This is a genomic window from Candidatus Stygibacter australis (assembly GCA_030765845.1).
Taxonomy (GTDB): domain Bacteria; phylum Cloacimonadota; class Cloacimonadia; order Cloacimonadales; family TCS61; genus Stygibacter; species Stygibacter australis.
Map to the genome: position 1 here is coordinate 1 of JAVCDJ010000173.1, position 6,133 is coordinate 6,133.

Sequence of the window (6,133 nt, forward strand, 5' to 3'; positions counted from 1 at the left end):
TTGAATAATGATCTGAATGATTGTTTTTTACTATAATATCTTTGAAATTAACACTATCACAGAAACGTAAATATAATGCATCACAATAACCAAGTTCGTTATTCTCTACTATTATATTATTAATGGTTGATCCGCTATATGCTATAATTCTAAATCCAGTTCCATAATTAGAATAATCATTGTCATGATAATCAATATTGTATATATTCATTTGATGATCAGTATTTCCATGGATTGAAGAACCATAAGAATCATTATTACCCAGAATTCTTACGCCATAAAAAACTTGATGAAGCACGTGAAAAAGCTTATGCGATATTATTAACCTACAAAAATCAGGAAAGAAAATTAGAAGCTGCCCAAATTCGCCAGGCAATATTTTTTCAATCAGTATCAGAAAGATATTATCCTGGAGAAATATTAGTTTTCTATGGCAGACCGGGTAGGAAAGAAATTCTGAAACTGGAATTAATGTAATGATTTTTACCACCCTCTTTCGCTAAAGCTACAGAGGGCAGGCGGAAAGCACAGAAAAACACTGAAATATGTGATGTGACGATATTTTTTAATCTACGAGCTGGAGGTCGTAGTTCCAGAGAAATCACTTGATCACTGTTAGCTTTCTTTGTTCTATATATTCTCCGTCTTTAGATATCCGCAGAAAATATACTCCACTACTCACAGTATTACCCGCTTCATCACACAAATCCCAACTTGCTGGTGTAATTTTGTCCCGATTATTTCGGGATGAATTTTGAATTTTGAATGAACGGATTCGCTGCCCTTTTATATTAAATATCTCAAAGCTCACGTCCCCGGAAACATCCTCTCCACTCCACTCGATCCATGCTCTGCCATCCCGCATTTTACCCGGGATAATTGGATTGGGATATACTATAATATCTTGATTTAAGGCATATATTTCATTATTGTCAATGGCATCAGGATATTGCCATTCGTAGGGTCCCATATCTATCATGTCTCCTGAGATCCTGGGATTACCTGCCAGGTCATATTCCGGCAGTTCAATCCCTTCAGGAAGATCTAAGGTGCCAGCATCAATACAAGGCGAACCTTCCGATAAAGAATACCTGTCAGGCATACTCATATCAAACATCGGATCGCAATCAAGATTACCTTCCAGCCAGTTCAAGGATCCCCAATAGCCGCCTACTCCGGCTTCTCCTCCCTGGACAAGGGAATGATCAACGGTAATTTCAGGCAGCATCATATCATAATAATCCATGAATAAAGCCCTGTTATCTACATCATAAACAATACAGTTCACCAGATTCAACCGGGAATCCATTACATAGATAGCCGGATCAGTTTCATCATTTGTACGGGTATTGGATACCACACAGTTAATCATGTTCACATCCGAAAAGAGCGAAAAATCACACCCTGTTGCACACAAAACCGGATAAGTACTATTCTCTGTATAAATATCCACAAATTTACAATTGATCAGATCAAAACGGGCATATTCAAAAGCAGTATCAGACATTGTGCCAATACCACAAGCCATATCAGAAGGATATAACTCGTTTTGATTTTGATATACACCACTGATATCAACATTCTCCAGCAGCATATATTGATCACTGTAATGAGTTAAAAAAATGGGGCAAGTCCCTATTACATCATATATTTTTAAATCTCGTAATACAGCATTGCACATGGCAAGATTTATCACATTACCGATCCATGATAATTCACTTATTGTTATGTTCTCAAGTGTGAGACCGTCAGCATCGTTTATCCAGATATTTGGGTGTAAATTTCCACCTAAAAGTGTCATATTCCTTATCACAATGTTGAACGATATTGATTCTGTGCACACAATATGACATGGATAACCCTCTGTAGAAATGACCGTGTTTTCCTCTGACTCACCCTCAATAACCAGATTACTGTGTAAATGCCAGGGCAGTTTTTCATTATTCGCTGAAATACCATAATATCCATCCGATACATGCAGTGTATGCGTTTCTGGGCTACTGCCATCATACATTGCAAGAGCATAACTCACTGTCTGCAAAGGCTGGTCAGCCGATAAACCACTATTTTCATTATCTCCATCCGGCGAGACATAAATATCTTCTGAAATTGGATCTATTAGATGATCTATAACAGTCAAATTAATAAATTGAGGGTCTTCAATAGGAGGATTCTGAAAACTTTTTACAAAATATGAATTATATTGAGAAACTGTAAACAGAGCAAGAGTAATGTCAAGTACTAACCCATCTACATTTGAATAAGCAATATCATTAGTTTTACCACAATAATTTAAATATATGCTGTTAAGCTCAGTTTCACTAAAATCACATTCAGTATTATGTATAAAAATTCCTCCTGCATCAGTAACAGCAGTGTTTCCGGTTATTTCATTAGCGGATAATGATGCAGTAGTACAAAACAGACAGATTCCACCTCCGATAAATGCCCTGTTATTTATTACCTTGCAATGATTTATTGTAATATCTATACCAAAAGCATATATTCCTCCACCTAATGCGTGTTCATCATGCAAAGAACGGGCAAATCCGTTCTGGATTGTAAATCCAGTTATAACCACGGCAAAAAAATCACTATTATTTTGTGTTGTTGCCAAAACAGATGTTATACTATTGCCGTCCAGTATGGTACTGTCTATATAACTTTCTTCTCCGCTTATACCATATAAACTCATTAAGGTAATTTCTTTATAAAGGTGGATATTTTCATAATAAATCCCGGGATATACCAGTAATGAATCTCCGGCAATAGAAGCATCCATCGCTTCATTTACACTGGCATAATTCCCGGTTCCATCAAGATTAACTGTAATTAATGCCGAGGATAAAGATAATGGAATAAGAAATATCAAAATTACAAATTTCATTTTTTCTCCCAAAGGGTGTGCGTTTCTGAGGAAACGCACACCTGTATTATTTACATTTCACGGGATCATTTCATCAATACCATCTTGTTGGAAACGGAACCCTGATCACTATTTAATCTATAGAAATAAATTCCACTGCTAACCTTATTCCCCCTGTTATTTCTTCCCTTCCAGCTTATCACATGTTCTCTTCCTCCCATATAGGAATCCAGGTCATAATTCTTCACTTCCTGACCTCTGATATTGTAAATAGTTAATTCTGCTCCAGAGGTTTCCATACTCAGATAAAACCTGATATTGGTTTCTGGATTAAAGGGATTGGGGTAATTCTGGTATAGATGACATCCCGGTAAGGGACTATTACTGGCAGGGTAATCTTCTTCCAATGATAGGAGGATATAACCATCTGAATCTATCCTAATCCTGTCTTTACCAAATTCCCCGTTATTCTCATTATAGACCCAGCAATTTTCAACTACTGTTCTGTTCCGGTCTTCGCTGATCAACTGAAAACTCAATTCATATTCATCTCTCAGTTCCGGGTCTATATAAGCCAAAATCTGCACAGATTCACTTTCGACAACAGATGCTCCAATGCAGGTAGTGCCCTGAAATACACCAATTTCTTCCACATCTTCGTCAATATCAAGTACATCTATAACCAGGTAGTCTGGCTGGTCAGCAAAATAGAAATATTTCGGAGTTTCTCTTTCGGGATTCTGTTCTGCTCCTCCACCTCCGGGAGGATCCCAGGTCCAGTAAGTGCTGATATCAGTTATAATGATGTACATCTTGCCGTATTCCAGGTTTTTCCCGGTTGTAACGCTGGATGGTGTGCTAAATCCGTTAATTGGCTTTTTATAACACCAGTCTTCCGCATATATGGTTGTTACATGATCCCAAAGACCGCTAAAAGCATCAACTATGTTTCTGGTCTCTGGTATCCAGTAACCCAGCCATTTATCTGTATTTGCTGGTAGATTGAATTGATAAGTATTACTAAGCCGATAGCCTTCCAGAGGAATATAGAAAGTATCATCCGTAAACCTTTTCACTTTATATCCCACTGCAGAATATAATGTCCTTTCTGGATACCAACAAGTAACATAATAAGAATATTGCGAAGCTTCTTTTGTATCAATTTGCATAAATGCTCCTGGATCATAAGGATACAAATCACTCATATCCAGAATATCACTTATATTATCCGAAATATCAGTATTAAGTTCTCCTACTCTGGGGAAACTTTCCCAGTTCCAGTGATTACCTTCGCATTCTTTTACATCAACAACCGTTGGTATAGCTCCCATATCAGAAATGGTTCCGTCTTCGTCATATAAATTACCTCTACCCCTGTCAATACACGGGCTGCCTTCCATAATGCAACCTACAAGATTGACATCATCATCAGAATATGTACAAATAAAAGGATCCCCTTCAATACAGTTATAGAGTGAAAGACCTGTCTGTCCAGTATCCACTATATTGATCATACTGTAATCAATATTTATGATCTGATCTTCATCATTATGCGATGCAATATCATTAGGTGAATTATCATACATGATCGAGTTCAGCATGTTTACCTGACTATCTTCATAAATATATAATCCTCCACCATCACCTTCCTCTTCATCATTTATTTCATTATCGAAAATGGTAACATTAGTCATATTCACTTCAGAATCTCCAACAAAAATCGCTCCTCCATAATATCCTGCCTTGTTATCGGTAATTACACAATTGGATATTTCTACATTAGATCTAACAATTTTAAGTGCTCCCCCTCCAAGATCACCTTCATCTGATATATCAACTTCTGAACCTTCTGTTCCTCCTCTAAAAGTAAATCCATCTATCCGAATCAGATCAGAATCGCAATCTGTGATTCGCAGTATCGAATTTGCACAATTTCCGTCCATTTTGATTATCGTATTTAAAGCATCACTGCAAGATGATAGTGTTATCTGACGCGAACCTGCATAATTATCAATTAGAAGATTCTCCTCATAAATTCCAGGATAAACAAATATTGTTTTTGCTTGCCCAGGCTGAATAGAATCAATTGCACTTTGAATTGATGCATTAGGTCCGACATATATTGCATTTTCACCATAGCTCCATTGATAGATTAATACTTCTATATCATCAATATAAGGATGTTCTTCATTTGCGGATATTAATATTACTCCACAGCGATCAAATACTGTAAAGTTTTCACTAACTGAAACGGTGATAGATCCGTCTCCTGAACCTTGATTGCTTGATGAAAATGACAACCAATCCGAACCTTCTACTATACTGGCTGTCCAGCCTAAACTCTCAATACCCGACGTATCAATATGTATATCAACATCAGTACTTTCAGATTGTATTTCAATTACTCCACTTTCGGGAGATGAAAAACCTAATTCTTCCAAATGCAGCACCGTTACGCCCATCAAATTATAAGAAATGGAATTATTCACGAAGGGTTCTCCCCAGTAAAATGAGTCATAATAGAAATCCCAGGTTGTCTTTACATATATTCTGCAGTCATCTGTTCCGGGTTCGATATCATAACCGAAAGCCAGCATTGTATGTCCATATTCCCCGGTATTACCTAAGAAATGAAGAACAACAGGATTTCCATTATCTAATTCTGTAGTGAGTTCATTTAAGGTAAACCCGTCTACCAATCCTTCTTCATATATATATTGATTATATACATATTCCACAACATATCCCTTACTTTCACAGTAGTTCTGGAGACCATAACAAAATTCGACCTGAGTTCCAATGCCGTAATACGGAATACCATCAGTAAAAAAGGCTAAAACAGTCGCACCATCAAACGGAACGGTTCCGCTGCCATTTTGACTTGTTCCACTATAATCCGCAATACAATTGAAAACGTGTAAATCCCAGCTATTAATATAAGGATCTTCATCTGTGCATCCATAACCTAACCAGAAATCATCTACATGACCTCTTCCCGTCTGTCCTCCTATGCCCTGATGACTCGCTGAAAGAGGACATTCATTCACCGAAATAGTTCCGCCATTTATACAATCAGGCCAGTTAGTCGTGCCATATTCTTCATTATTCTCCGGCAGATCCCCAGGATAGAGATTGATATATCCTTTTCCGACATTATCCGCATAGTGATCATAATAAGCTATCAGCATTGCTCCTGCAGTCGGTGCGCATCCATAAGACCATTTATAACTTGGTACATTGTCAATTTCACTCCTGCTCCTCAAAGGT

Annotated in this window: 4 protein-coding genes; 1 reads left to right on the top strand and 3 read right to left on the bottom strand. The window is 37.3% G+C overall.

Annotation, left to right across the window (positions count from 1 at the left end; genetic code table 11):
- On the bottom strand, positions 1-211 hold a 211-nt coding region (locus RAO94_08660; GenBank protein MDP8322406.1), incomplete at its 3' end, for a hypothetical protein.
- A 23-nt stretch (positions 212-234) separates the two neighbouring features.
- On the opposite strand from RAO94_08660, the gene RAO94_08665 reads away from it, so the two are divergent.
- Entirely contained in the window at positions 235-477 is a 243-nt protein-coding gene (locus RAO94_08665) for a hypothetical protein (GenBank protein ID MDP8322407.1), read from the top strand.
- 124 nt (positions 478-601) lie between these two features.
- Here RAO94_08665 and RAO94_08670 read toward each other — a convergent pair whose 3' ends face one another.
- Together RAO94_08670 and RAO94_08675 are read right to left on the bottom strand one after the other, a co-directional pair.
- Positions 602-2,887: a T9SS type A sorting domain-containing protein gene (locus RAO94_08670; GenBank protein MDP8322408.1), complete on the bottom strand. Its 2,286-nt coding sequence runs from the start codon at positions 2,885-2,887 to the stop codon at positions 602-604.
- Positions 2,888-2,952: 65 nt separating this feature from the next.
- On the bottom strand, positions 2,953-6,133 hold a 3,181-nt coding region (locus tag RAO94_08675; GenBank protein ID MDP8322409.1), incomplete at its 5' end, for a T9SS type A sorting domain-containing protein.

Coding starts and splice junctions, on each gene's coding strand:
- RAO94_08670 (MDP8322408.1), bottom strand. CDS start 2,887: ATGAAATTTGTAATTTTGATATTTCTTATTCCATTATCTTTATCCTCG.